The organism is Streptomyces roseoverticillatus (assembly GCF_000719265.1).
GTDB classification, from domain to species: domain Bacteria; phylum Actinomycetota; class Actinomycetes; order Streptomycetales; family Streptomycetaceae; genus Streptomyces; species Streptomyces roseoverticillatus.
In genome coordinates this window covers 91,653-117,070 of sequence record NZ_JOFL01000021.1, presented here as the reverse complement: position 1 = coordinate 117,070, position 25,418 = coordinate 91,653, and the positions used below count along the sequence as shown (strand labels likewise).

Below are 25,418 nucleotides of genomic sequence, written 5' to 3'. Positions count from 1 at the left end.
CCGGAGCGACGCCCGGGCGCATTGTCAGTGGCAGGCGTTAGCGTCGTGGACGTGAAGCGATCGACTCAAGCAAACCGGGTGGAACCCATGGCAGGCACCGACCGCGAGAAGGCGCTGGACGCCGCGCTCGCACAGATTGAACGGCAATTCGGCAAGGGTGCCGTGATGCGCCTCGGAGAGCGGCCGAACGAGCCGATCGAGGTCATCCCCACCGGGTCGACCGCCCTCGACGTCGCCCTCGGCGTCGGCGGTCTCCCGCGCGGCCGTGTGGTGGAGGTCTACGGCCCGGAGTCCTCCGGCAAGACGACCCTGACCCTGCACGCCGTGGCCAACGCACAGCGCGCCGGCGGCACGGTGGCCTTCGTGGACGCCGAGCACGCTCTCGACCCCGAGTACGCCAAGAAGCTCGGCGTCGACATCGACAACCTCATCCTGTCCCAGCCGGACAACGGCGAGCAGGCCCTGGAGATCGTCGACATGCTGGTGCGCTCCGGCGCGCTCGACCTGATCGTCATCGACTCCGTGGCGGCCCTGGTGCCGCGCGCGGAGATCGAGGGCGAGATGGGCGACTCGCACGTGGGCCTCCAGGCCCGGCTCATGAGCCAGGCGCTCCGGAAGATCACCAGCGCGCTCAACCAGTCCAAGACCACCGCGATCTTCATCAACCAGCTCCGCGAGAAGATCGGCGTGATGTTCGGCTCCCCGGAGACCACGACCGGTGGCCGTGCGCTGAAGTTCTACGCCTCGGTGCGCATCGACATCCGCCGCATCGAGACCTTGAAGGACGGCACCGAGGCCGTCGGCAACCGCACGCGCTGCAAGGTCGTCAAGAACAAGGTCGCGCCGCCCTTCAAGCAGGCCGAGTTCGACATCCTCTACGGCCAGGGCATCAGCCGCGAGGGCGGCCTGATCGACATGGGCGTGGAGCACGGCTTCGTCCGCAAGGCCGGCGCCTGGTACACGTACGAGGGCGACCAGCTCGGCCAGGGCAAGGAGAACGCCCGCAACTTCCTCAAGGACAACCCCGCCCTCGCCGACGAGATCGAGAAGAAGATCAAGACGAAGCTGGGCGTGGGCGGCGCGTCCGAGGCTCCGGAGGGCGAGCCCGGCGCGGCCGCGGCCGGTGCCGAGGGGGATGCCCCGGCCAAGTCCGTGCCCGCCCCGGCGGCGAAGTCCACGGCGAAGGCGGCCAAGGCCACGGCTGCCAAGAGCTGATCCATGACACGGCGATGGGAGCACCCCCGGCCGGGCGCCGGGGAAGACCCTCCGGGGCCGGACGTGGACGACCGTACCGGCGGTGGCGCCCCCTCCTCGTCGAGGGCCGGGGACACCGGGGCGCCGCCGCGGCCCGAGGAGCAGGCGCGGGCGATCTGCCTGCGCCTGCTCACCGGGACCCCGCGCACCCGTAAGCAGCTCGCGGACGCCCTGGCCAAGCGGGGCATCCCGGACGAGGTCGCCGAGGAGGTCCTCTCCCGCTTCGAGGACGTGGGCCTGATCGACGACGCGGCGTTCGCCGGGGCCTGGGTCGAGTCCCGGCACCACGGCCGGGGCCTGGCCCGCCGCGCCCTCGCACGCGAGCTGCGCACCAAGGGCGTGGACTCCGCGGTGATCGACGAGGCCGTGGGCCGGCTCGACGCCGAGCAGGAGGAGCACACCGCCCGCGAGCTGGTCGAGCGCAAGCTCCGCTCCACCCGCGGGCTGGACCGCGAGAAGCGGCTGCGCCGCCTCGCCGGGATGCTGGCCCGCAAGGGCTATTCCGAGGGCCTCGCCCTGCGTGTGGTGCGCCGCGCGCTGGAGGAGGAGGGCGAGGACCCGGAGCTGCTGGATCACCTGGCGGATACGTAGGCCCGGCCTGCGAGGGGCACGGCGTCCCCGGCCTCGGGCGGGCCCGGCGCGCCGTCACGAGGTCCCGGAGGCGGCCTGGACCGGGAGCTCGCCCACCGCGAGACGGGCGGGCCATTGACGGCCTGGCCGCCGCCATGGCCCGGCAGGCCGGCGAGGCCGTGCTGCGCCACCCCGGCGGCGTCACGGCGCCGAGGGCCCGCAGGCGCATGACGACGCGTCCCGGTCGGCGGCACGGGCGTGCCCTGCCGGCCCGGTGCTACGGCGCCTGCGCGGCCGCGCCCAGCGTCACCGGCAGCCCCGCCGCGCGCCAGGCCTGGAAGCCGCCCGCCAGATCGGTGGCGCGGTGCAGGCCCAGCAGGCGCAGGGAGGCCGCGGCCAGGCTCGACGCGTACCCCTCGTCGCAGACCACGACCACCAGCAGGTCGTGCCCGGTCGCCTCGGCCGCGCGGTGCTCGCACTGCGGGTCGAGCCGCCACTCCAGCTCGTTGCGCTCCACCACGAGCGCTCCCGGGATGGTCCCGTCGCGCTCCCGCAGGGCCGCGTAGCGTATGTCGACCAGCAGCCCGCCCCCGGCCTGAGCGGCCGCGGCCCCGGCGGGGCCGAGCCGGTCCAGGCCCTCGCGGGCGGCCGCCAGCAGCTCCTCGACCCTCACGCCCACTCCTGCGGCCACTCGACCTGCTCCAGCCGCAGCACCTGCCCGCTGCGGCCGTACCGCCGCATCAGGGGCAGCGGCGGGTAGTACGCGTGCACGGACACCGCGTGCTGCTCCGCCGAGGCGTTGAGCACCTGGTGCAGGTGGTGGGCGCCGAAGGCCCGGCCCTGCCCCTCGGAGAGCCGCCGTTCGCGGTCGATGCCGTCCGTCAGCTCCAGGGTCTTCCAGCCGTCCGTGGGCATCGGGGCCGCCAGCGAGTGCTCCGTCAGCACGCCGCCCGCGACGGCCAGCGCGCCGTGCGAACCGCCGTGGTCGTGCCAGCCGGTGCCGCTGCCCGGCGGCCAGCCGATCAGCCATGCCTCGCTGTCACCCGGTCCATTGAGCCGCATCCAGGTGCGGCCCACGGGATCCAGCGGGAGGGAGGAGACCAGCTGCGTGTCGGAGGCCGCGCGCCGGGCGAAGGCGAGGAGGTCCGCCTCGGAGGGCGCGCCCGGGGCGCCGGAGGAGACCGGGGAGGAACCGGGCACGGGTGTGGGCAGGGGAAGGAACACAAGGACCGTCCTGAGTGATCGCGAAGGAGCGCGCGGCGGCCGGCGCACAGAGCGCACACGCAGGCCGCGCGAAGGGAATGCGGATCAGCAGGACGGACGACAGACGCAGCCCGCGTAGCGGAGCAGGTCCAGATGGACCCTCCGCCAGAAGTGCGCGCCGCTGTCAGTCACGTTCAGTAGTCAATCATGGCGGTCGGTGCGGGTCAACGGTTGGCCGTGGCTTCGCTGGGGGCTTCCTCCGGCGCATGCGCGCCCCCTGGGCCCCCACTGCCGCCCGGAGCCGCTCCCGCTGCCGAGGCCTCGGAGCCGCCGGCCTGAGTTCCGCCGGACTGCATGCCGTCTGCTCGTCCGCGGTCGGCCCGTACGGCGTCGCCGGCCCGGTCCTCGTCCACGGCCCTGCCCCGTACGGCGTCCGCGCACGCGTACAGCTCTGCGGGCCGCACCCCTGCCAGCGCCGCCACCAGGTGCCCGTCCGGGCGCACCACCAGCACCGTGTGGGCGGGAGCGCCCGGGTACTCGTCGGTGACCAGCAGTTCGGCGCGCACGGGGAGGGCGCTGACGGCGGCTTCCAGCTGCGGCATGAGGCCGGCGTCCGCCCAATGCCGGCGCTCCCACACGCCGCTGCCCGGTGCGGTCAGGAGCACCAGGAGGTCGCCGCCCAGCCGTTCCCGCAGCGGTACGCGCGAGCCGTCCGGGGCGGTCACCCGCACGTTCTCGGCCGGGGCCCCCAGGGGTGTGGCCACCACGACGGACCCGGCGGGCGGTGCCGCGGGTGCCAGGGGCGTCCCGGTGTACGAGGGGGGCGCGCCCAGCTGCCCGCGCCCGACGTGGCCGTCGGTGAGCAACTCGTCGTGCCCGCGCAGGGCGCCCGGCAGCAGCGCGCGGCGCACGTTGTTCCACCCCCCTGCGCCCCGTACCGCCGGCAGAGCCCGGTCGGCGGCGCGCAGCCGCGCCCCCACCGCCCCGCGCCGCTCGGCCTGGTAGCTGTCCAGCAGCGTCTCGGAGGCACCGTGGTGCCAGGCGAGGGCCAGCTTCCAGGACAGGTTCTCGGCGTCGCGCAGCCCCTCGTCGAGGCCCTGCGTGCCGAGCGCGCCCAGCAGGTGGGCGGCGTCCCCGGCGAGGAAGGCGCGGCCGGTGCGCATCCGGCGCGTGAGGCGGTGGTGGACGGTGTGCACGCCGGTGTCCAGGAGCTCGTACTCCGGCACGTCGCCGCACCAGCCGGCCAGTGAGTCGCGCACGCGGGTGAGGAGCGCCTCGGGGGTGACGAGCTCGCCGCCGGGCGGCAGGGGCCAGTCCAGCCGCCAGACGCCGTCCGGCAGGGGGCGGGCCGTCACTTCGCCGCCCCGTGCGGGCGACCGGTGCAGCACGGCCTCGCCGGGCCACGGCAGCTCGGCCCGGAGCGCGGCGACCGCGTACCGCTCGACGGCCGTCCGCCCCGGGAAGCGCGCGCCGAGCAGCTTGCGCACGGTCGACCGGGCGCCGTCGCAGCCGACGAGGTAACTTCCCCGCCAGGTCGGACCGTTGTCACCGCGGAGCTGCGCGGTGACGCCGTAGGCGTCCTGCCGGAGCGTCTCCAGGCGGCCGGCACGGACGACGCGCACCTTGTCCTCGAGGGCGAGCGCGGCCCGCAGCTCCCGCGTCAGGACGTGCTGCGGCAGATGCAGCGGCGACGGCCCGGCCTCCTCCGCGCCCTCAGCCTTGCCGTTCGCCGGGGCCGCCCCGGGAGCCGTGAACGACAACCGGGTGACCGCCGAGCGGCGCCGCATGGTGCGCCAGCCCGTCCACCGGGCGCCCTCCTCCGTGGCGCACCCCAGCCGCTCCAGCAGGGCGGCGGTGTCCGGGCCGAGCACGGCCGTCCGGGCCAGCCGTTTCTCGTCGGGCGCGGGGCCGTCGGCCGGGGTCTCGTCGAGGAGGACGACGCGCACCTCGTGGCGGGCCAGGCAGAGAGCGAGGGTGAGGCCGACCGGGCCGGCCCCGACGACGATCACCGGGTCCACGACACGGCTCCCGGGCATCCGCTGCGGCCGAGATCCCTGCCCGGGGCTCCACGGTACGTACGGGGCGTACGGGATGTATGGGGTCCGACGGGGGGAACGCGGTGCTCGATCACAGAACGTATGCAACCCACTGCGGGTGCGTGCGTCAAGTGATCAGGGCGCTCGCCGCGGCGCGCCGCACGGGGCGCGCCCCGCCGCCCGGAGGGGCCGACGGGGCGCCACCTGCGGGGTTGCTCAGCCGGCGTGGGAGCCGTCTGCGCCGGAGGCGCCGTCCACGCCGGTCGTGGAGTCGGTCGTGACGGCGGCTCCGACCATCGCCATCGCGGGCGGGGCTCCCTTGCGCGAGCGCTGCGTGCGCCGTTCGACCCAGGTGGCCACCGAGGACAGCGCGAGGCAGAGCACGATGTAGATCGAACCGAAGACGATCACCATCGGGATGAAGGCGTAGACGCCGTTCACCGGCCTGGTCTGCTCGGCGAAGGCCTTGCCGACGAACAGCAGTTCCTCGTAGAGGATGATGAATCCGAGCGAGGTGTCCTTGAGGGTCACCACGAGCTGGCTGATGATCGACGGCAGCATCGTCCGCACGGCCTGGGGGATCAGGACGCTCGACATCACCTGCGTCTTGCGCAGCCCGAGCGCGTAGGCCGCCTCGCTCTGCCCGCGGGGCACCGCGTTGACCCCGGAGCGGAAGATCTCCGCCTGCACGGAGCCGTTGTAGAGCGTGAGGCCCAGGACCAGCGCCCACATCGGGTCGGAGGTGAACACCCCTGCGAACAGCAGGAAGATCATGATCACCAGCGGCATGGCGCGGAAGAACTCGACCACCACCGTGGCCGCCCAGCGCACCGGCCGGTGGTCGGACAGCCGGGCGGACGCGAGCACCGCGCCGAGCGCGACCGAGAGGACCGCCGCGATGGCGAACGTCTTGAGGGTCGTGAGCAGCCCGTCGACGATCCGCTGGTGGGTGTCGGTGTACTCGTAGTCGTCCCACAGGCCCGGCTGGAACTGGCCGGTGTCGTCCAGCTTGTAGAAGACGAAGGCCGCCAGGCCGAGGATCGCGACGGTGGAGAGCGCCCCGTAGAGGCGGTTGCGGGCCCGCGCGCGGGGGCCGGGGGCGTCGTAGAGGACGTTCGCGCTCATCGGGCCACCGCCAGCCGGTTCTCCAGCAGCCGGAACAGACCGCTGATCGCGAGAGTGATGATGATGTAGCAGACCGCGATCCACAGGAAGATCACGTAGATGTTGTAGCCGGTGTCGGCGTTGAGGGACTTCTGCACCGAGCCGAGCTGGGTCACGTTGAACCCCGAGGCGATCGCCGTGTTCTTGGTGAGGGCGATCATCAGGCTGCCGATCGGCGGCACGGCGGTGCGGGTGGCCTGGGGCAGGACGACCTGCCCCAGGGTCTGGTTGAAGGTCATCCCGATGGAGCGGGCCGCCTCCGCCTGGCCCACCGGCACGGAGTTGATGCCGGACCGGACGGCCTCGCAGATGAACGCCGAGGTGTAACACCCGAGCGTCAGCACGGCGAGCCAGAAGGAGTCCCAGCCCTTGAGGCCGAGGGCGGGCAGCCCCAGGGTGACGGCGAGGAACAGGAGCACGAGGGGGGTGTTGCGCAGCAGGGTCACCCAGGCGGTGCCGAATATTCGCAGGGCGGGCACCGGGGAGACCCGGAACGCCGCCATCAGTATGCCCAGCACCAGGGCGAGCAGACCGCTGAGCCCGGTGAGCTCGACGGTGCCCAGGAAACCTTCGCGGAACTCCGCGAAGTGGTCCGACAGAACGTTCAAGGAGGCTCTCCCGGCGGGTCGTTACGGATCGGCGGCGGACGGGGCGTGGGGCGTGCGGGGGCGGCGTGAGCAGCGGGGCTCGGGGCCGCGGGTTTGAGGCGGCTGCGGCGGCGCGGCGGCGGGGCTCGGGGCCGCGGGGCTTGGGGCCGCGGGGCTTGGGGCGGCCGCGGCCGTCAGTAGCGGTCGACCGCCGGCGGGTTCGGCGCGGGGTTGCCGGCGAGGCCGATGGTGGCGTCGTACGCCTTCTTCCAGTCGCCGTTCTTCTCGTGCGCCTCGATGGCGTCGTTGACGGCCTCCCGCAGCGCCTTGTCGTCCTTCTTCAGGCCGACGCCGTACGGCTCCTCGGAGAACGGGTTCCCGACGACCTTCAGGGCGCCCTTGTTCTCCGCTGCGTAGCCCTTGAGGATCGTGTCGTCGGTCGTCACGGCGTCGACCGTGCCGGACACGAGCTCCTGCACGCACAGCTGGTAGCCCTGCTGGGCCTTGGCCTCGCCCACTCCGTACTTGGGCTCCTTGATGCGCTTGAGCGGCGTGGAGCCGGTGGCCGAGCAGACCTTCTTGCCCTTGACGTCGTCCGGGCCCTTGATGCTGCTGTCGGACTTCACCAGGAGGTCCTGGCCGGCGACGTAGTACGGGCCGGCGAAGCCGATCTGCTTCTTGCGCTCGTCGTTGATCGTGTACGTGCCGACGTAGAGGTCGACCCCGCCACTGGCGATCTGCGTCTCGCGGGCCTCGGACGGCACCGTCTTGAACTTGATGTGCGCCTCGTCGAAGCCGAGGTCGGCCGCGATCATCCGGGCGATCTCCACGTCGTAGCCGGAGCGCTTCTTGGAGGTGGGGTTCTCGTAGCCCATGCCCGGCTGGTCGGCCTTGGTGCCGATGGTGATCGTCTTGCCCTTGATCCGGTCGAAGACGGGCGAGCCCTTGACATCGGCCGCGGTGTTCACCTTGTAGGTCGGCACGGCCGGCGCGGACTTGCCGTCGCTGGGCTTGCCGGCCTTGTCGTCGTCGGGGCTGCCCGACTTCCCGCAGGCGGTGGCGGCCGTGGTGAGCGCCAGCGCCACGGAGGCAGCTGCGACGGTCTTGCGGAGCTTCATGGTGAACATCCTTTGCGTCAGCAGGTGTTGCGGAGCGGTCGGGGCGCCGTGACGTGGGAGGGGCGGCGAGAAGGGCGCAGGGGGCCGGTGCGGCCGGCGGCGCGGGCTCCGGCGTACGGATCGGGACCCGTGGGCCGGACGAGAGCGGCCCGGTTATGCACATCGGGAATGCGGGTCAGCGATGCGGGTCAGCGATGCGGATCAGTTGTGCGGATCAGTTGTGCGGATCATGCGGGTCGGTCGTGCGGATCAGTGGTGCAGGATCTGACGACGACCATCGTCATGCCGTCCCGCGCGAGCTGCTGCATGACCTCCAGCACCTCGTTGATCATCTCCGGGTCGAGCGCGGACGTCGGCTCGTCGAACAGCATCACCTTGGGGTCCATGGCCAGGGCGCGGGCGATGGCCACGCGCTGCTGCTGGCCGCCGGAGAGCTGGGCCGGGTACTTGTCCGCCTGGGCTCCGACCCCGACCCGGTCGAGCAGGCCGCGGGCCTTCTGCTCGGCCTCGCGGCGGTCCGTCCTGCGCACCTTGATCTGACCGAGCGTCACGTTCTCCAGGACGGTCTTGTGCGCGAAGAGGTTGAACGACTGGAAGACCATGCCCACGTCGGCGCGCAGCTTCGCCAGCTCCTTGCCCTCCTGGGGCAGCGGCCTGCCGTCGATGGTGATCGATCCGGAGTCCGTGGTCTCCAGGCGGTTGATCGTCCGGCACAGCGTCGACTTGCCGGACCCCGACGGGCCGATCACGACGACGACTTCACCGCGCGCGATGGTCAGGTCGATGTCCTGGAGGACATGCAGCGCGCCGAAGTGCTTGTTGACGCTCTTCAGGACGACCAGTGGGACCGCGGCGGCCGTGGCCTCTTCGGCCACCGATTCTTCGCTCATCGGCGTTCCTCGCTCCATCCTCCTCGATTGGGAGGACCCTAATGAGCGGGTACGACAAGCGTCATTACATCTGAGCTGAAATTGAGCATAACGATCCGGCCGCAAAGGGACACTCCGCGTGAAGGGGGCGCGCGGCGCGCACGCCGGTCGCGCGGGCGTACCGGGTGGATAACGGAAGCTCCTTCGCTCCCGCAACCCCCTTGACGGACCGGGCGTCCATCAGCGTGGATGCGGGGGTGTCCACGCTGCGGTCACAGGGAGGGGGCCTGGATGAGGCTGCTGCTCGTGGAGGACGACGACCACGTCGCCGCGGCCCTGGTGGCGGTGCTGTCACGGCACGGCTTCGACGTCACGCACGCCCGGAGCGGCGAGGAGGCGCTGCGGGCCCTGCTGCCCGACACCGGCGTGCCGTTCGCCGTCGTCCTGCTCGACCTCGGCCTGCCCGATCAGGACGGCTTCGAGGTCTGCGGCAGGATCCGCAAGCGCACGGGGACGCCCGTCATCATGGTCACCGCCCGCTCCGACACCCGGTCCAAGATCCACGGCCTCAACCTCGGCGCCGACGACTACGTGGTCAAGCCCTACGACACCGGCGAGCTCCTCGCCCGCATCCACGCGGTCGCCCGCCGCAACCCCCCGGGGGGCGGTGGCCCGGAGGAGGCGCAGGAGGCGTCCGGCCCGCACTCGCTGCGGCTGGGCAGCCTCGTCATCGAACTCCCCAACCGCGAGGTGTCCGTGGCGGGGCAGGCCGTCGCCCTCACCCGCAAGGAGTTCGACCTGCTGGCCCTGCTCGCCCAGCGGCCCGGCGTCGTCTTCCGCCGCGAACAGATCATCAGTGAGGTGTGGCAGACCAGTTGGGAGGGTACGGGCCGCACCCTGGAGGTGCACATCGCCTCCCTGCGGTCCAAGCTGCGCCTGCCCGCCCTCATCGAGACGGTCCGCGGGGTCGGCTACAAAATCGTCGTCCCGGCCCGGTGAGGGCCGGCCTGACCCGTGCGCACCCGACTCCTCCCGCTCCTCATCGTCCTGCTCGCGGGCGTGCTGCTGGCCCTCGGCTTCCCGCTGGCCGGCAGCATCGCCGCGGCCGAGCAGCAGCGCGTGGTCGTCGACCGCATCGACGACACGGCCCGCTTCGCCGCCCTCGCCCAGTTCGTCACCACCCGCCCGTTCGACCCGGAGGCGGGGACCGACGAACGGCTCAACACCCTGCGCTCCGAGCTCCTGCGCTACGAGGAGCTGTACGACATCCGGGTCGGCATCTTCTACCGCGACGGACAGGCCATGGCGGTCGCTCCCAGGCGCTGGACGGTGCCGGCCGACGGCGAGGGCCAGCGGGCCTTCCAGGAGGCCCTGGCGGGGCGCCGCAGCCACGACCCGGGGCAGGTCTGGCCGCTGCAGCACAGCCGGCTCGCGGTGGCCTCCCCGGTCATCCGCGACGGAGACGTCGTCGCCGTCGTCGTCACCGACTCGCCCACGGGGCAGCTGCGCTCCCGCATCCTGCACTCCTGGCTGCTGCTCGGGGCGGGCGAGACCGCCGCCATGCTTGTCGCCGTCGCCGCCGCGTTCCGCCTCACGGGGTGGGTGATGCGCCCCGTGCGGACCCTCGACGCCGCCGCGCACGGCATCGCCACGGGGCGGCTGAACTCCCGCGTCGCGGCCGACAGCGGGCCGCCCGAACTGCGCCGCCTGGCGCGCTCCTTCAACGAGATGGCCGACAACGTGGAGTCCGTCCTGGAGCAGCAGCGCGCCTTCGTCGCCGACGCCTCCCACCAGCTGCGCAACCCGCTCGCCGCGCTCCTGCTGCGCATCGACCTGCTCGCGCTGGACCTCCCCTCGGGGCACGCGGAGGTCTCCTCCGTCCGGACGGAGGGCAAGCGCCTCGCGCGCGTGCTCGACGACCTCCTCGACCTCGCGCTCGCCGAGCACGCGGAGGCCGACCTCCAGCTGACCGACATAGCGGAGATCGTCATCGACCGGGTGGGTGCCTGGTCGCCGGTCGCCGACCGCGAGCGGGTCGAGCTCTCCTACAGCGGCCCGACCGCGGTGACCGGCTGGGCCGACCCGGTCGCCCTCTCCAGCGCCCTGGACGCCGTGGTGGACAACGCCCTCAAGTTCACGCCGGAGGGCTCCCCGGTGCACGTCAGCGTCGAGGTGGAGGGCGACTGCGTGGGCATCACGGTCGCCGACGGCGGCCCCGGCCTCACGGACGAGGAGCTCACCCGCATCGGCGACCGCTTCTGGCGCAGCAGCCGCCACCAGAACGTCTCCGGTTCGGGCCTGGGGCTGTCCATCTCCCGGGCCCTCCTCGCGGCCGGCGGCGCCACGCTCACCTACGCGCCGAACGAGCCCCGCGGCCTGCGCGCCGTGATCAAGGTGCCGCGCCACGGCGGGGACGCCGGGACGGGGCGCACACAGGCGGTGGAGGCGCACCCGTAGACCGCCCCTCGCGCCTCGCCGGCACGCAACCGGCCCTCAGGGCTTCACCGACGCGTAGTAGCGGCGCGCGCCCGCGTGCAGCTGCAGGGGGTCGGTGAAGATCGCCGTACGGAGGTCCACCTTCTGCGCGGCGTGCACCTGCTTCCCTATGCGGTCCCTGCTGTTCATCACCGACCGCGTGACGCTCTCCGCCAGCTCCGTGTCCGCGTCGTCCATGGTGACGAGCAGGTTCGCGACCGCCAGCGTCTTCACCGCCTGGGACGCGCGCAGCTCCGGGTACGCGTCCACGGGCATCACCGCCGCCCTGTAGTAGCGCGTCTGAGGCCCCTGCGCGTGCAGCGGCTCGATCAGGTCGCCCAGCTGCACCAGGCGGATCGACAGCCGCAGACCGAGCGACTGGACGGCGTTCGTGGGCAGCCCGCCGGACCAGAAGAACGCGTCCAGCCGCCCCCGCTCCAGCAGCCCCGGCATCTTGTCGATCCCGACCCGCACCGGCGTGATGTCCTTGTCGAAGTCCAGCCCCGCCGCCTTCAGCAGCCGCCGAGTGATCAGCTGCACCCCCGAGTCGTCCGAGCCCACCCCCACCCGCAGGCCCCGCAGATCCCGGGCCGACTGCACGGGCGAGCCCTTCTCCACCACCAGCTGGATGTAGTCGTCGTACAGCCGCGCGCAGGCGCGCAGGCTCCCGGCGCCCGGCTTCCCCTCGTCGCGGTAGGTCGCCACCGAGTCGGCGGTGGCCAGGGTGAAGTCCGCCTCGCCGGACGTGAGCTGCCGCAGGTTGTCGATCGACCCCTGGCTGCGTCGCAGCCGTACGTCCAGAGAGGGCATCTCCTGCGCCAGGTCCTCCTTCAGGAGGTCCCCGTACTTCGCGTACACGCCGGTCGGCACCCCGGTCGCGAACGTCATCCGCCCGGCCGACGACGTATCGCCGTGCACGGACACCAGCCACCACACCAGCAGGGCGAGCACCGCGGCGCTCAGAGCGGCGGCACGGGCGGCACGGCGTCCGCCGGGGCGCAGGGATCGGGGAAGCATGGGCGGATCCTGCCAGGCCCGGGCGGGCTGCGGGAGAGGGGCGGCGAAACGGGGGAGCGGGCCGTCTGGGCGACACGTACCCCCGGTCGGTTGAGACGAGCGTGAAGACGTACGAGGTGCGCATCCGGGCCCGGCACTTGCGCTGTCCCGATCACGGTCGTCCGCGCCGGTCGGAGAGGCTGCGGCGACGGCGTGAGCGGCGGAACGCCCTCATGCGGAACGCGCTTATGAAGCAGAGAACCGCCCGGCCTTCCTGTCGGGGGAGTCAGGTAGGCCGGGCGGGGTCCGGGGAAGGCGCTCAGGCCTTGGCGGGAACGCTCGCGCGGTAGCGCAGGCCGGCCAGTGCGGCCAGCAGAGCGGTGACGATCATGTAGATCCAGCCGTGCCGGAAGGCGCCCATCGTGGGGTGTTCCGAGCTGCCGAGGATCGCGGTGAGCAGGGCGACGCCCAGGGCGGAGCCGATCTGGCGGGACATCATCAGCGTGCCCGAGCCCACCGACAGCTGCTCGGCGGGCAGCCCGCTCGCCGCACCGAACAGGGCCGGCTGGATCAGGGCGTTGCCCGCGCCGACGAGAATCGCACCGGGCAGGTAGGCGGCCGCGTAGTGCGGCATGGGGCCGGCCGCGGCGAACCACCAGGCGCAGCCCACGGCGAACACCACGCCTCCGCTCACCGCGGAGGCCCGGGCGCCGGTACGGCGGATGATCTTCCCCGAGAGAGCGGAGAGGATCATGACGGTGACCGGAGTGGGCGCGATGCCCAGGCCGGCGCGCAGGACCGAGTAGTTCCACTGGCCGGTCAGGAAGAGGGCGGCCTCGAAGAGCATCGAGGCGAACGCCAGGTAGTAGAGGAAGATCCCGATGGTGCCGACCCGGAACAGCCGGCTCGCGAACAGCGTCGGGCTGATGATCGGGTCGGAGGCGCGGCGGATGTGGCGCAGGCAGGCGAGGACCAGGACCACGGCCGCGAGGAAGCAGCCCAGGGTGCCGGGCGACGTGTAGCCCCAGTCGGGCGCTTCGACGAAGGCCATGGTCAGCGCGCCGGAGGCGAGCAGGATGAGCGCCGATCCGAGGAGGTCCAGACCCTGTGACGCCTTGCGGGGCACCCGGGGCAGCAGGCGTGCGCCGGCCAGGACGGCCACGGCGCAGATGGGGATATTGATCAGGAAGATCCACCGCCAGCTGAGCTCCACCAGCAGGCCGCCCAGCACCGGGCCGCTGCCCGCGGCGACGGCCGCGACCGCAGTCCAGATGCCGATGGCCGTGGAGCGCTCGTGCTCGGGGAAGGCCGGCAGGGTCAGCCCCAGAGACGTGGGCACGAGGACGGCGGCGGCCACCGCCTGCACCACCCGGGCGATGATCAGCACGGTGAGGCCGGGGGCGAGGGCACAGCCGACCGAGGAGAGGCCGAAGAGGACCATGCCGATCAGGAAGCTGCCCTTGCGGCTCGTCTCGTCCGCGAGGCGCCCGGCGGGGATGAGCAGCGCCGCGAGGACGATCGTGTAGCCGTTCAGCACCCACGACATGGAGGCGAGCGAGGCCTGCGGGAAGGACTTCTCCAGGGCGGGGAAGGCGACGGTGACGGCGAACAGGTCGAGGATCGCGAGGAACTGGGCGGCCGAGGCGACGGTCAGCACCAGCCAGCGCCGGGGATCCGCCGGTGCGGCACCGGCGGCGGGTGCCGCACCCACCGGCTTGGTTTCGGGAGTTGAGGTCATGGACGTATCCGTCGTCTCTCCGTTGTGTGAACGTCTCTCCGTTGCGCGAAAAGGAGGCGCTTTCCACTGAGGTGCTTTCCACTATCGGAGCCCACGACCGCCCCATCGAGTGGCAGATCTGCCATGAGTCGTTAGATTGCTGCCATGACTCAGCAGCCCGGCAGTCCTGGTTCCGTGGCCGTGGCGGTCACTGACGGCATGCCGATCCTCGAACTAGCAGTTCCCTGCCACGTGTTCGGTACGCCGTATCCCGATCCCGGCGTCCCCTGGTACGACTTCCGGCTCTGCAACCTCACGGAGGGCGAAGCCGTACCAGCCCGGCAGTGGTTCACCACGCACACCCCGCACGGCTACCGCGAACTGGTCGAAGCGGACACCGTCATCGTCCCCGCCAGCGCGGACGTCCGCGGAGACCCGCCGACGCGGCTCCTGGAGGCCGTCACGGAAGCCCACGACCGCGGCGCGCGCATCGTCTCCCTGTGCTCGGGGGCCTTCGTCCTGGCGGCGGCCGGGCTGCTCGACGGGCGCCGTGCCGCCACACACTGGCAGCACGCTCCGCTCCTGGCCGAGCGCTACCCCGGGGTGGACGTCGACCCCACCGTCCTCTACATCGACGACGGAGACATCCTCACCAGCGCCGGCAGTACCGCCGGCATCGATCTGTGCCTGCACGTGCTGCGCAAGGACCTGGGGTCCCGGGTGGCCGGCTCGGTCGCCCGCCATCTGGTCGTCCCCGCCCACCGGCCCGGCGGGCAGGCCCAGTACATCGAGACGCCCGTGCCGCCGACGGAGACCGACAGCGGGCTGGCCCCGTTGCTGCACTGGGCCGCCGAGCGCCTCCACCAGCCCCTCACCGCTCCCCAGCTGGCCCGGGAGGCCGGCACGAGCGTACGGACGCTGGTGCGGCGCTTCCACCAGGCGACGGGCACCACACCCCTCCAGTGGCTCCAGGCCCAGCGCATCTCGCGCGCCAAGGAGCTGCTGGAGACCACCGACCAGCCGATGGACAAGATCGCCGAGCAGTGCGGCCTGGGCGGCGCCGGCAACCTCCGGCTCCACTTCGCCCGCAGCGTCGGCATTCCCCCCAGCGAATACCGCCGCGCGTACCGTGCCGCGGACAGCGGGGCACATGGCTCCGCCGGTTCTGCTGCCGGTTCTTGCACCAAAGTCGGATATCCGGCCCCCCTGCCCCGAGGGTAGAAACGGAGGTGATTGCCTTCGTCAGAACCTCCCTGGGAAGGGATTTGCATGCCCGTCATCTCTGTCGACATATTGCACGGCCGGTCCGATGCGGCCAAGGCCGCCCTGGCGCGTGAGCTCACCGACGCCTTCCAGCGCACCTGCGGGAGCAAGCGTGAACGCATCTACGTCATCATCCGTGAAGTCCCTGAGGAGCACTGGGCGATCGGCGGCGAGATGTGCACGAACCTTCCCGCCCCCGCCCCCGCACTCGAGCCCGCGCCTTCGGCAGCGGATTGACCGGGTCGTCCATGTCCGAACGGTACGCGGAAGGCGACCGTATCCGCAGGGAAGTGCTCGGCGACGAGCACGTCAACTCCCTGCTGAGCGACTGGCCTCCGGCGAAACCCCTGCTCGACCTGATCACGACGTACCCCTGGGGCTCGGTCTGGGCGCGCGAGGGTCTGGACCGCCGGACACGCAGCCTCCTCAACCTCGCCCTTCTCACCGCCTTGAACCGGCCCGAAGAGCTGCGCCTCAATATCCACGGCGCCCTGCGCAACGGGTGTTCCGTCGAGGAAATGGCCGAAGTGGCCCTGCAATGCGCCGCTTACGCCGGTGCTCCGGCCGGCATCGCGCTAATGAAGGCGATCCACGAGGTCCACGAGGCCCGTGAGGCCCACGAGGGCCGTGAGGCCCACGAGGGCCGTGAGGCCCACGAGGCCCGTGAAGTCCACGAGGCCCGTGAAGTCCACGAGGCCCGCGACGCCCTTGAGACTCACGACTGAGACCCACGAAAGCGGGCCCGAACAGAACTGACCGGCCGGCAACGGGGGCGGGCCCGGGGAACCTTCCCCCGGGCCCGCCCCCGGCCTCTTGCCCACCCGTCCGGCGGCCTCGTCAGCGTACGGGCGCCGTCAGCTCCGCGTCCCGCCCGGCAGAGCCCGCGGCCCCGGCTAGCCGGCTCATGCCCTGCTTGAGGCAGGACCGGGCGATGGAGTCGCCCTGGAGCAGCGTGCGGGAGTTGACGTGCGGCCGGGCACCGATCGCGGTGACCCACTGCACCGACTCCACCGGAGGACCGTAGGAGAAACGGGCCGCGTGGGGTACGCCCCGGCCGTCGATGACCTGGAAGGTCACGTCCGTGACGTCCAGGCCACCCGTCTCGTAGCCGGAGCCCGCCGCGTCGGGGATGAAGTGGGCCCGGCATCCGCCCGCGGAGAGCAGCGACTCCAGCAGCGGGTCGGTGGCCCGGCGCACGTCGGTCGTCGGCAGGTGAGCCTCGACCAGCGCCGTCACGCGAAGCGGCGCGCCCGGCACCCGGGGCGAGCCGACGAGGAAGGCGCCGGACTCCTCGTCCGCCGTCACCCTCATGCGCGGGCCGAGCACCTGGACAACCCCCGCCTCGACCAGGGCGCGGAGCTGCCGGACGCGCGCGGCCGGCGGCCCGCTGGCGGCGTAGTTGTTCAAGCCGCTGAACCAGTGGTCGATGTGGTCACGGTAGGAGGCACCGCTCAGGCCCCGGTGGGAGATGACCTGCCGCACCTCGTCGCGCAGGTCGCGCATGACCGCGGCGGCGGCCTTGACGGCGCTGACGGCCGGGCCCAGGTCCGAGTGCCGCAGATCCTCATCGAGGACGCCGAGGATCCACGCGCGGTAATCGGCGGAGCCGGTGAACTCCCTCCGCTCCGCCGGACGGTCGAGCGCCTCCCAGTTCCAGCGCAGCTCCGGATCGGGCACCAGGTCGCTCAGGAGCGCCTCCATCCCGGGGGACCCCCAGGCGTGCCGCGGGTACTCGGCCAGCAGCCGGGCGTGCCCGGCCGGGTCGTCGGCCTGCAGCAGCACCTTGTAGTAGTTCCAGGCAACCTCCTTCGCCACGAGGGGGAACAGGTCGCGCATGAAGTCGGTGCGGCCGGTGCCCGCCGGGCCCCTCAGCCGGGCGATCTCGCCGGCCGACAGGAACGTCGCCTGGTAGCGGGGCACGATCTCCTGACGGATCTCCGCCCGCGCACGGTACGGCACGCCGCGTCCCGAACCGGCGTGGAGCACGGGCTCGTTGCCGCTCGGCAGATAGGTCAGCCGGCCGTCGGAACCGGGGACGAAGCGCCCGCCCCTGCCCTCGGTGAGCAAGGCCATGTAGTCGTAGAAATTCAGTCCGAGCCCCCGCAGGGCGACGGGCTGACCCGCGCCGATCGGCGCCAGGTCCGCCTCCGCCGGGCTGCTCGGCGGCACGTAGTGCAGACCGTGGCGGGAGGCGAAACCGGCGAGATCACGCTGCCTGTCCGTGGGCTCGACGTCGTAGTGACCCTGCGCGAGGATCACCGCGTCGACCGCCAGCGGCAGGTCCCGTCCTTCCAGCGACACCTGCTGCACGCCGCCCGCGGACTCGGTGAGCGAAGTCGCCCGCGTCCGGTGCACCTGGATCCGGACCCCGGACGGCGCGTTGTGCACGATGCGGGCGAAGGCCCAGCCGAGGTATTCCCCCTGAAACGCCCGTGAGGCGTACGACCACGGTTCCATCACCGCGGCCTCGGCCTTCGCCTCCTCGGTCACCTCGGTGACCTCGCCCGCGGCGACCATGCGCGCCCACTGGTACTGGGTGGGCCCGGACGTCAGCGGGCCCTCACAGGTAACGGTGTCGTCCGTGAACACGGTCACGTCCCCGGCGACGGTGTTCATCAGCAGCCGGCGCGACTGGCCGAGCTGCCACACCCGCCCGCCTCCCGCTGGATAGGGATCGACGACATGCACTTCCACCCGTTTGTCCCCCGCGATTTCAGGGGCATTGGCGCAGACGCGCTCCAGCGCCACGGTCCCCCTCGGACCGGCACCGACAATGCAGATGCGTATGGGTTCTGCGTCCGTTGACATAGTCGACATATCAGTTCTCCTGGCTGAAGCGAAGCGAATCGTGAAAAGTCGGCGCGGCTCAGCTCGCGGTCACTCGGCGTCCTCTTCCTGCGTTTCCTTCCGGATTTCCCGGAAGAGGGCGGGGAAGTAGTTGATGTCGTCGGTGAGGCCGGTCAGCAGGGAACCGATGACAGGGCCGCCCGTACTGTCGGCGCCTTTGAGGAGGTCGCTGTTGTGCCGCCGGGTGCGGTCGCCGAACGGGAGGGAGCCCGTGGACAGATAGCGGATGGCGCCCTCGGCGTCGCGCTTGGGGATGATCTCGGACTTGGCGTAGCGGCTGGCGCTGAAGGGAATGTCCAGGCGGCCTGCCGCGAAGGCGTCGACCACGGCGGTCATGGTGTCGGGCGCGGCGAGGACGGGTTCGACGATGTCGGCGACCTCGTCGACGATCCAGGAGAGTTCGTCGGCGACGCGTTCCTCGTCGGCTTTGACGAAGTCCAGGAGCGGCGAGTTGGCGCGGTCGGCCAGCCGCAGCCCTTCGACGTTCGCGCGGGTGTCGGGGATGCCGAACGCTTCCTGGTAGGTCTTGGTGATGAGTTTGGAGGCCCCGCCGAGCCGGGCGACGAGGGCCCCGTAGAAGATCAGGTCCTCGGCGTTGCCGCGCTTCTTGGGGAAGACGCCCATGAATTCGTGGAGGACGGCGTGCACGTCCACCTCGGGGGGCAGGTAGGTGCGGGCCAGGACGGGGATCGCCCGCAGTGCGGCGACGTCCTGGACGAGGTGGCCGCTCTGCGGGTACGAGACGGAGATGCAGCGCACTCCGGCGCGGGCGGCGAGCACCGCTTCGAGGACGCTGATCGCGAGGCTGATCGAGGGCGGGACGAGCACGGCGGTCAGGGTGCCGAAGAGTTCGCGGTCGACGATCAGCCCGAGGCCGGCGAGTTCGCCGCACACCGCGTCGACGGCGTTCCACGCGGCGAGGGACTCCGCGAGCGGGACCGCCTTGGAGTACGGAAGGTTGTAGGAGATGCCACCGCCCTCGAAGGAGGTGATGCCGGAGGCGACGGCGACGTCGAAGAGGATGCGGGCGTCGGGTGAGCCGTGGCGTATCTCCAGCGGGGCGGTGACGGACTCGTTGACTTCCCGGCCGCGGAGGTAGCCGTGGCTGACCAGTGGGTAGCCGTTGAGGTCGGCGGGCGCCCGGTTGAGGGAGCGCAGGGCCTGCTCGAAGCGTTTGAGGCGGGTGTGCGAGTCGATGGTGAGGGTGAGGATGTCGGGGGCCGCCTGGTTCTCGAGTTCGCGCAGGAGGGCCTTCATCTCCTCGTGGCCGCCGACGCCGCAGCGCGGCTGTATGGCCACCCGGCCCGCGTCGCGGGCGTCCATGAGGACGCGGGCGGCCGTGGGCTTGCCGAGGGAGGCGATGTAGTCGACGGACTCCGCGAGGGGCGGCAGGGCGTCCGTGCCGGGACTCCCGGAGTGCCCCGGCAGATAGCTGATCTTCGTCATGACGCCACGGGCAGGCGCTGCCGGTCCGCCGTCCGGCTCGCCCGCAGCTCGTCGAGCGCGGGAAGGAGCTGGGCCGGGTCCTGGAGGATGCGGTCGACGCCCAGGGCCTTGAGGCGCTCCAGGTCCCTGGGGTCCTTCTTGCTGCCGACGGAGAGGTTGCCCCCGACGATGACGGGGCAGGTGATGCGGCCGGCTTCGCGCGCGGCGGGCAGGTCGCGCAGGTCCTCGTGGACGTGGCCGTTGAGGCTGCCGATGATGACGGCTTCCGCGTCGGGGTACTGCTCGCACGCCTGGGCGAACTCCTCGACGGGCGTGCAGGTGCCGAGGTTCTCGACCTCGAAGCCGAGGCCCCGCAAGGCGTGGGCGATGAGGTGATTGGCGACGGCGTGGCTGTCGCTGGCGGCGACTCCGAGGATGACGAGGCGGCGTTCGCTGTGCGACATGGGAAGGCTGCTCCTTCGGGTGGGTGACGATGCCGGGCGGGGATGGTTGCGCCGTGGCCGGGACGGGTGACGGCGTCGTGGCCCGGACGGGAGTGACGGCGCTACGGTCCGGACGGGTGACGGCGCTACGGTCCGGGCGGGGATCAGTCGTCGAAGGCGGCGAAGAGCTCGCGCTTGCTGACCGAGCGCAGCCGGGCGACGTCGTACTCCTGGGCATCGGCGGCCGCGAGGGAGTCGAAGACGTAGTTGATGGCCGGGACCAGGCCCCACACCTCGTGGTACGGGGGCCAGCCGGGGTGCCCCGCGTCGACGTCCTGCTGCCGGGCGAAGAGGTAATCGGCCCAGGTGCGGCTGGAGGGCGCGCGGTGGTGGTAGTCGTGGACGACGGTGTCGCCGGTGAGAACCAGGTAGCGGGAAGGGGCGTGGACGCACAGCATGCGCAGGGTCCAGCGGGCCCAGGCCAGCGTGCGCCGTCCGGCGGGGAGGGCCCGGTCGGGCGCCGGCTCGCCGATGAATATGGCGTTGGTCAGGGAAGCGAAGTACTCGCGGCCGCGCCGGACTTCGGTGCCGACCGGGGGGAAGGTGTGCTTGACGCACAGGCGCAGGGTGTTGCTGACCTGGAACAGCGGGATCAGCGGGACGAACCAGACGACGAGCAGGGCGTCCCATGTGCCCGTCGCGATCGTGGCGGCGGCCGCGGCACCGTAGAGCACCACGGAGGTGACCTTCTCGCTCGTGGCCGACTTGTTCCAGAAGGAGCGGGTCCGGGCGAAGGCGAACGCGAGGTGGAAGCGCGGCGAGCCGAGCTTCGCCAGCACACGGCGCCACATCCGGCGGCGTGTCATGCCGGGGTGCAGGCCGAGGCTGACGAGGAACGCCTGGACTGTGGGGTCCCGAAGGGTCATGTGGTGAGCGGCGTGGTGGTCGCTGACGTGCTCGCGGCTGTACCGCTCGAAGTTCTGGATGATCAGCAGGCTGGAGGTCGCCCGGCCGATGACGGCGTCGAGCTTGCGCTTGCGGTACATGTTCTTGTGGGAGCACTGGTGGTAGACCATCATGCGCAGGTTGCGCATGCCGTGCAGGGTGACGGCCCAGCCGGGCAGCAGCAGGAACAGGAACCAGGACCCCAGCGCCCATCCGGTCGCACCGATGGCGGCTCCCACGGTCATCGCGGCGACCGCGGCGGCCAGGTGGTAGGTGGGTGACCAGCCGAACGGGGCCTGTCCGGCCAGGGGCTTGCCCGTGAAGACGGTGAGGGGGTACTGGAGGGGCCCTGGCAGACTCCTCATGGTCTCCCTCGGGTCGGGGGCCGCGTCGGCGGCCGGGCCCGCCTGCCGCGGATGGGCATCGGTAACGGACACGTGCTCTCCTGGATCGATCCGGGTCTGTCATTCCTGGACTTTCCTGGAACGGCCCTCCGGTGCCTTCCGGAGGGCGAACAGGGGCGACGGCCGCGGGAACCGACGTCGCGGAGCATGGTTGATCCCGGCCCCCGGTCTCGATGGGAGCCGGGATGGAACGTCCGGCCGCCGCCCTGAAGATTTCTATCGGACCTCACGGCCGGCAACCATTGGACTTTTGTTGAAGAGCTGGTGCGTGAGGGAGACCAGGCCTGCCTGGAGCCGGGACTCGACACGGAGCTTGCCGAGAATCTGTGCCACGTGCGCCTTGACCGTTCCTTCGGTCACCTGAAGTCGTGTGGAAATGCTGCGGTTCGAATATCCGGCCCCCAGCAGAAGGAATACCTGGCATTCCCGCTCGGTCAGCAGGCCGATACGCCGGCGTTGTTCGTGCCATATTTCTCGCTCAGCAGTTTCAGTGCCGATGGTGCCCTCCACTGCAACAACACCCCCATTAAGCGCAGTGCCACGGAAACGTATGGACGGTAAGAACAACAAGCTTGCACTTCGGTCGCTCGGTGCCGCCATCAAGGCTCCGTAAAATATGTGTCCCATGCATGGACATTTCATTTGATTGATGGGCGTAGAGGGGCATAATGATTTTGAAAAATCTACGGATTCCCCCAGTGCGGAAGTTTGAAACTAACCCTTAGTTCTATCTTTTCGGCCGGGTCGGCAATCGACTCGCAACCGGCCCGGCGGCCGGTTTTGCGGCCGCTCACGACAGGTCGGCGCATGTGCACGCAGGGCAACGGCGAAACGGGGGATCCGGAGTTGTGGCGTGGCGCCGGTGCAGGACCGGCGCCACGCCGTCAGGATGGATTTCTTCGCCCGTCGGAGCGGAGGATGGGCGGTGGATTTCTCAATGCTTCCAGGCGCTCTGCGCCGATGGTGCGGAGGTTATTCGCCAGGTGTTACCTGGGCGCCTTTGTGGTCGGGTTTTTCGTAAACCGGAACGGTGTTTACGGCCGGACCGTATCCGGGTTATAAAAGGATCGCCTTCCGTTTTTCCCGCCGCCGTACCCGCCTTCGGAACCCATCGCTCAGGACTCGCCGGGGTCCGCTCGGCGCTCGCTCAGGACCAGATCCAGCAGGCCGGGGAAGGCCGCGTCGAACTCCGGCCTGCGCAGCCTGTTCAGGCGGCGCGAGCCGGCGTCCCGCTGCTCGATCACGCCGGCCTGGCGCAGCACCGCGAAGTGGTGGCTGCGCGTCGCCTTGGTGACCGGCAGGTCGAATGTGCCGCAGGCCCGGGTCCAGTCGGGCCCGCCCGCCAGCTCCTTCACGATGGTGCGCCGCACGGGATCGGCGAGGGCCGTGAGCGCGTCGCTCAGCGTCACATCGGCGGGATGGACGTGCGAGAGGTTCCGGGCCCGCTGTGACTGCGACTGGGTGTGTCCTTCATCCGGCAGATGGGGCGGGGGGGTTGACGAAGTGTTCGACTCGGGTCTTACATTCATGGTGATCGACCTCCGTCGAACACTTTAGTCGTCCCAGGAAGCACGGTGGTGTGTCATGCCCGGCCGCTCGCCATCCCGCCAGGACGCGGCCGCCGGGAGTGTGCCCCCGGGCGCGGCGGATGCGGCCTCCCGGCCCACCGGTCCGCTCGCCCTCTTCGCCGTCTGTCTCGGCTTCTTCATGGTCCTCATGGACAGCAGCGCCCTCAACGTCGCGCTGCCCGCCGTCCGGGAGGACCTCGCCGGAAGCCTGGCCGGCCTGGAGTGGCTCATCAACGGCTACACCATCACCCTGGCCGCCTTCCTGCTCAGCGGCGGGGCCGTCAGCGACCGCTGGGGCGCGCGGCGGGTGTTCGAAGTCTCCTTGCTGGGGTTCGTCGTGACCTCGGCGGCCTGCGCGGCGAGCCCCGGCCTGGGCTTCCTGGTCACCGCCCGGGTGCTTCAGGGCGTCACCGCCGGCGGCCTGCTCCCCGCCTCCCTGGCAGTGATCGCCCACATGTACCCGGACCCCGCCCGGCGGGCCAGGGCACTCACCGTCTGGGGCGGGGTCAGCTCCCTCGCCCTCGTGTTCGGCCCCGTGCTCGGCGGAGTGCTGACCACGGCCGTCGGATGGCGCTCGATCTTCCTGATCAACGTGCCCGTCGGACTGCTGGCCTGGTGGCTGACCAGGCTCCAGGTTCCGCCTTCCGCCACCCGCGAAGCGACCCTCGACCCCGCCGGGCAGACACTGGCCGTCATGGTCGTCGGCTGCGGCATCGGCGCGCTCATCGAGGGCGGGGCCCAAGGCTGGACCGACATCGTGACGTGGGCGCTGCTGGCGGTCACCCTCGCCTCGGCCGTGGCGTTCGTCGCCGTCGAGCGCCGTGCGGCGGCACCCGTACTGCCCCTCGGCCTGCTCGCCCGGCCACGGTTCGCCTGCGGCCTGGCCATCGGCGCGCTGTTCCAGTTCGGCGCCTACGGCGCACAGTTCGCCCTCTCGCTGCGCCTGCAGAGCGCCTGGGGCCTCGACGCGCTCGGAGCGGGACTGTCCTTCGTGCCCTTCGCCGCACTGTGGGCCTTCGCCTCCTTCGTCCTGGCCCGGGCGGTCACCCGCACCGGCCCGCGCCCGCTGCTGATCGGCGGTGCACTGGCCGCCGCGGCCGGCGCCTGCGCGCTCTTGCCGCTCGGCGGGCACCCCGGCTGGTGGATCTTCTTCTGCGGCAGTGCCCTGCTCGGGCTCGGCGCGGGGCTGATGGGGCCGAGCCTGCCCGCCGTGGTCCTGAGCGCAGTGCCCGCCGACCGGTCGGGCCTGGCTTCCGGCGCGCTCAACGCCCTGCGCCAGATCGGCGGAGCAGTGGCGATCGCCCTCTTCGGCGTCCTGCTCGACGGCTCCCCCGGGCCGGCAGGGCTACGGATCTGCCTGGCCCTCGTCGCCCTCGGCTTCCTGGTCGTCGTCATGGCCGTACCCGCGGCTCTGCCCTCCCGCGCCCGCGCCCCGCACACCACCCGTCCCTGACCTCCGCACCCCCTGCACACCGCGACCTCCACACCCCCTGCACACCGCCCGGGAAGGAACCATGCGCGCCATCGTCGTCACCCAGTACGGAGGCCCCGAGGTCCTCACCGTCGCCGAACTGCCCGCCCCGACGCCCGGGCCCGGAGAAGTGCTGGCCCGCCCCTCGGCCATCGGCGTCAACTTCAAGGACATCTACGAGCGCGAAGGCCGTGGGAAGCCGTCCCCTCCCTTCACACCCGGCTCCGAGGGCGCGGGCACGGTGACGGCCGTGGGCGAAGGAGTGACCTCCCTCGTGCCGGGCGACCGCATCGCCTGGTGCACGGCCCCCGCCGGCTACGCCGAGCAGGTCGTGGTGCCCGTGCGGGCCGCCGTCCCCCTGCCGGCGGACATCGCGGACCAGGACGCGGCGGCCCTGCTGCTCCAGGGCCTGACCGCCCACTACCTCACGACTTCCACCCGCCCCGCGCGCGAAGGCGGGACGGCCCTGGTCCACGCGGCCGCCGGAGGCGTCGGCCGCCTCCTGACCCAGCTGCTCACCCGCAACGGCGTCAAGGTCATCGCCACCGTCTCCACGCCGGCGAAGGCCGCGGCCGCCCGGGCGCTGGGCGCCTGGCAGACCCTGGTGACCGCCGGCGGCACCGACATCGCCGGGCAGGTGCGCGAGCTGACCGGCGGACGCGGTGCCGACGTCGTCTACGACGGCGTGGGCCGCGACACCTTCGAGGCGGGGCTGAAAGCGCTCCGCCCACGGGGCACGTTCGTCCTCTTCGGCGAAGCCTCGGGCCCCGTGCCCGCGTTCGACCCGCGCCTCCTCGCCTCCCACGGCTCGCTCTTCCTCACCCGTCCGACACTCAACGACCACGCGACCGACCCGGCCGAACTCCTGGAGCGCTCGGCGGAGCTGTTCGCCTGGCTGCGCGACGGTGAGATCGACGCCTGCGTCGGCGGGACCTACCGGCTGGAGGACGCGGCCCGAGCCCACCGCGATCTCCAGCAGCGCCGCTCCACGGGCAAGCTCCTCCTCAGCCCCGGGGACTCCTGAAGCCCCCGGGCGCGCCGGGGAGCGCCGCGCCGCGTCCCG

The 25,418-nt window shown here is 71.8% G+C and carries 24 protein-coding genes and 1 pseudogene; 9 read left to right on the top strand and 16 right to left on the bottom strand.

Annotated features, from left to right (window positions below; all coding sequences use genetic code 11):
- Positions 1-87: 87 nt before the first annotated feature.
- Both recA and recX read left to right on the top strand, forming a co-directional pair.
- Positions 88-1,215 carry a recombinase RecA gene (gene recA, locus IF61_RS0124600; protein WP_030368705.1) on the top strand — a complete coding sequence of 376 codons (1,128 nt, stop codon included), beginning with the start codon at positions 88-90 and terminating at the stop codon, positions 1,213-1,215.
- 3 nt (positions 1,216-1,218) lie between these two features.
- Positions 1,219-1,845 (top strand): recombination regulator RecX, encoded by a 627-nt coding sequence (gene recX, locus IF61_RS0124595; protein WP_030368704.1) that lies wholly within the window; start codon positions 1,219-1,221, stop codon positions 1,843-1,845.
- A gap of 256 nt (positions 1,846-2,101) precedes the next feature.
- On the opposite strand, the gene IF61_RS0124590 is transcribed toward recX, so the two are convergent.
- From IF61_RS0124590 to IF61_RS0124560, 8 genes and pseudogenes are all read right to left on the bottom strand, one after another.
- Positions 2,102-2,497, bottom strand: a complete 396-nt coding sequence (locus IF61_RS0124590; protein ID WP_052392995.1) for a rhodanese-like domain-containing protein — start codon at positions 2,495-2,497, stop codon at positions 2,102-2,104.
- Positions 2,494-3,036, bottom strand: coding sequence for a cupin domain-containing protein (locus IF61_RS0124585; RefSeq protein WP_030368703.1), 543 nt, complete (start codon positions 3,034-3,036; stop codon positions 2,494-2,496). The genes IF61_RS0124590 and IF61_RS0124585 overlap by 4 nt, the downstream gene beginning before the upstream one ends.
- 96 nt (positions 3,037-3,132) lie before the next feature.
- Positions 3,133-3,219 carry a putative leader peptide gene (locus IF61_RS37610; RefSeq protein ID WP_342668021.1) on the bottom strand — a complete coding sequence of 29 codons (87 nt, stop codon included), beginning with the start codon at positions 3,217-3,219 and terminating at the stop codon, positions 3,133-3,135.
- A 32-nt stretch (positions 3,220-3,251) separates the two neighbouring features.
- Positions 3,252-5,045: an FAD-dependent monooxygenase gene (locus IF61_RS0124580; protein WP_078660462.1), complete on the bottom strand. Its 1,794-nt coding sequence runs from the start codon at positions 5,043-5,045 to the stop codon at positions 3,252-3,254.
- A gap of 234 nt (positions 5,046-5,279) precedes the next feature.
- The gene (locus IF61_RS0124575; protein WP_030368701.1) at positions 5,280-6,188 is read right to left on the bottom strand and encodes an amino acid ABC transporter permease; all 909 of its coding nucleotides are present in this window, start codon (positions 6,186-6,188) and stop codon (positions 5,280-5,282) included.
- Entirely contained in the window at positions 6,185-6,835 is a 651-nt protein-coding gene (locus IF61_RS0124570) for an amino acid ABC transporter permease (protein ID WP_030368700.1), read from the bottom strand. Before IF61_RS0124570 ends, IF61_RS0124575 begins: the two co-directional genes overlap by 4 nt.
- A 173-nt stretch (positions 6,836-7,008) precedes the next feature.
- A complete protein-coding gene (locus IF61_RS0124565; protein ID WP_030368699.1) occupies positions 7,009-7,932 on the bottom strand; it encodes a glutamate ABC transporter substrate-binding protein in 924 nt (307 codons plus the stop codon).
- A gap of 266 nt (positions 7,933-8,198) precedes the next feature.
- Positions 8,199-8,822: pseudogene (locus IF61_RS0124560) on the bottom strand (amino acid ABC transporter ATP-binding protein); the annotation flags it as partial.
- A 270-nt stretch (positions 8,823-9,092) separates the two neighbouring features.
- Between IF61_RS0124560 and IF61_RS0124555 the strand changes: the two are divergent.
- Together IF61_RS0124555 and IF61_RS0124550 are read left to right on the top strand one after the other, a co-directional pair.
- Positions 9,093-9,800 (top strand): response regulator transcription factor, encoded by a 708-nt coding sequence (locus IF61_RS0124555; RefSeq protein WP_030368697.1) that lies wholly within the window; start codon positions 9,093-9,095, stop codon positions 9,798-9,800.
- 15 nt (positions 9,801-9,815) lie between these two features.
- The gene (locus IF61_RS0124550; protein WP_030368696.1) at positions 9,816-11,258 is read left to right on the top strand and encodes a sensor histidine kinase; all 1,443 of its coding nucleotides are present in this window, start codon (positions 9,816-9,818) and stop codon (positions 11,256-11,258) included.
- 36 nt (positions 11,259-11,294) lie between these two features.
- On the opposite strand, the gene IF61_RS0124545 is transcribed toward IF61_RS0124550, so the two are convergent.
- Both IF61_RS0124545 and IF61_RS0124540 read right to left on the bottom strand, forming a co-directional pair.
- A complete protein-coding gene (locus IF61_RS0124545; RefSeq protein ID WP_030368695.1) occupies positions 11,295-12,293 on the bottom strand; it encodes a TAXI family TRAP transporter solute-binding subunit in 999 nt (332 codons plus the stop codon).
- 298 nt (positions 12,294-12,591) lie between these two features.
- Positions 12,592-14,010, bottom strand: a complete 1,419-nt coding sequence (locus tag IF61_RS0124540; RefSeq protein WP_052392994.1) for an MFS transporter — start codon at positions 14,008-14,010, stop codon at positions 12,592-12,594.
- 144 nt (positions 14,011-14,154) lie between these two features.
- On the opposite strand from IF61_RS0124540, the gene IF61_RS0124535 reads away from it, so the two are divergent.
- The 3 genes from IF61_RS0124535 to IF61_RS0124525 are packed head-to-tail and all read left to right on the top strand — an operon-like array spanning position 14,155 to position 15,977.
- Positions 14,155-15,210, top strand: a complete 1,056-nt coding sequence (locus IF61_RS0124535; RefSeq protein WP_052392993.1) for a GlxA family transcriptional regulator — start codon at positions 14,155-14,157, stop codon at positions 15,208-15,210.
- A 48-nt stretch (positions 15,211-15,258) separates the two neighbouring features.
- Positions 15,259-15,489 (top strand): tautomerase family protein, encoded by a 231-nt coding sequence (locus IF61_RS32625; RefSeq protein ID WP_043190495.1) that lies wholly within the window; start codon positions 15,259-15,261, stop codon positions 15,487-15,489.
- 11 nt (positions 15,490-15,500) lie between these two features.
- Complete coding sequence (locus IF61_RS0124525) at positions 15,501-15,977, top strand: carboxymuconolactone decarboxylase family protein (protein WP_078660461.1); 477 nt, start codon at positions 15,501-15,503, stop codon at positions 15,975-15,977.
- Between the two features lie 112 nt (positions 15,978-16,089).
- Here the strand turns inward: IF61_RS0124525 and IF61_RS0124520 are convergent, their stop codons facing one another.
- The 6 genes from IF61_RS0124520 to IF61_RS32620 all read right to left on the bottom strand — a co-directional run bounded on the left by IF61_RS0124520 (position 16,090) and on the right by IF61_RS32620 (position 22,725).
- On the bottom strand, positions 16,090-18,060 hold the full coding sequence (locus IF61_RS0124520) for an FAD/NAD(P)-binding protein (RefSeq protein ID WP_245684597.1): 1,971 nt from the start codon (positions 18,058-18,060) through the stop codon (positions 16,090-16,092).
- Positions 18,061-18,129: 69 nt separating this feature from the next.
- On the bottom strand, positions 18,130-19,545 hold the full coding sequence (locus IF61_RS0124515) for a methylaspartate mutase (protein ID WP_052392991.1): 1,416 nt from the start codon (positions 19,543-19,545) through the stop codon (positions 18,130-18,132).
- Complete coding sequence (locus tag IF61_RS0124510; protein ID WP_030368688.1) at positions 19,542-19,988, bottom strand: cobalamin-dependent protein; 447 nt, start codon at positions 19,986-19,988, stop codon at positions 19,542-19,544. Before IF61_RS0124510 ends, IF61_RS0124515 begins: the two co-directional genes overlap by 4 nt.
- 143 nt (positions 19,989-20,131) lie before the next feature.
- Positions 20,132-21,277, bottom strand: coding sequence for a fatty acid desaturase family protein (locus tag IF61_RS0124505; RefSeq protein WP_078660466.1), 1,146 nt, complete (start codon positions 21,275-21,277; stop codon positions 20,132-20,134).
- 255 nt (positions 21,278-21,532) lie between these two features.
- On the bottom strand, positions 21,533-21,826 hold the full coding sequence (locus IF61_RS34490; RefSeq protein WP_157848655.1) for a response regulator transcription factor: 294 nt from the start codon (positions 21,824-21,826) through the stop codon (positions 21,533-21,535).
- 605 nt (positions 21,827-22,431) lie between these two features.
- Positions 22,432-22,725, bottom strand: coding sequence for an ArsR/SmtB family transcription factor (locus IF61_RS32620; protein WP_043190492.1), 294 nt, complete (start codon positions 22,723-22,725; stop codon positions 22,432-22,434).
- A 175-nt stretch (positions 22,726-22,900) separates the two neighbouring features.
- Between IF61_RS32620 and IF61_RS0124495 the strand changes: the two genes are divergently transcribed.
- Positions 22,901-24,337, top strand: a complete 1,437-nt coding sequence (locus IF61_RS0124495; protein ID WP_052392990.1) for an MFS transporter — start codon at positions 22,901-22,903, stop codon at positions 24,335-24,337.
- A 61-nt stretch (positions 24,338-24,398) separates the two neighbouring features.
- A complete protein-coding gene (locus IF61_RS0124490; RefSeq protein ID WP_030368684.1) occupies positions 24,399-25,379 on the top strand; it encodes a quinone oxidoreductase family protein in 981 nt (326 codons plus the stop codon).
- Positions 25,380-25,418 lie beyond the last annotated feature (39 nt).